Consider the following 232-nt stretch of genomic DNA (forward strand, 5'->3'; position numbering starts at 1 on the left):
TCTTTGGTGGTGCATTACACAAGTTTTTAGGTACCAGCAGAACAGAGTCTATGTCAGCTGCAGCAAATGTGTTTGTGGGCCAAACAGAAGCGCCATTAGTGGTTAAGCCGTACATTAAATATATGACACGTGCTGAGTTATTTGCTGTGATGTGTGGTGGTTTAGCATCTGTTGCTGGTCCTGTTTTAGTTGGTTACGCATCTTTAGGCGTTAGCCTTGAGTATTTAATCGC

General features: G+C 43.1%; 1 protein-coding gene. It reads left to right on the top strand.

From position 1 onward, the window contains the following. A partial coding sequence (locus V6256_RS15510; protein ID WP_341599138.1) for a nucleoside recognition domain-containing protein occupies nt 1–232 on the top strand: 232 nt, incomplete at both ends.

Origin of the sequence: Psychromonas aquatilis (assembly GCF_038155185.1) — a bacterium.
Lineage (GTDB): Bacteria > Pseudomonadota > Gammaproteobacteria > Enterobacterales > Psychromonadaceae > Psychromonas > Psychromonas aquatilis.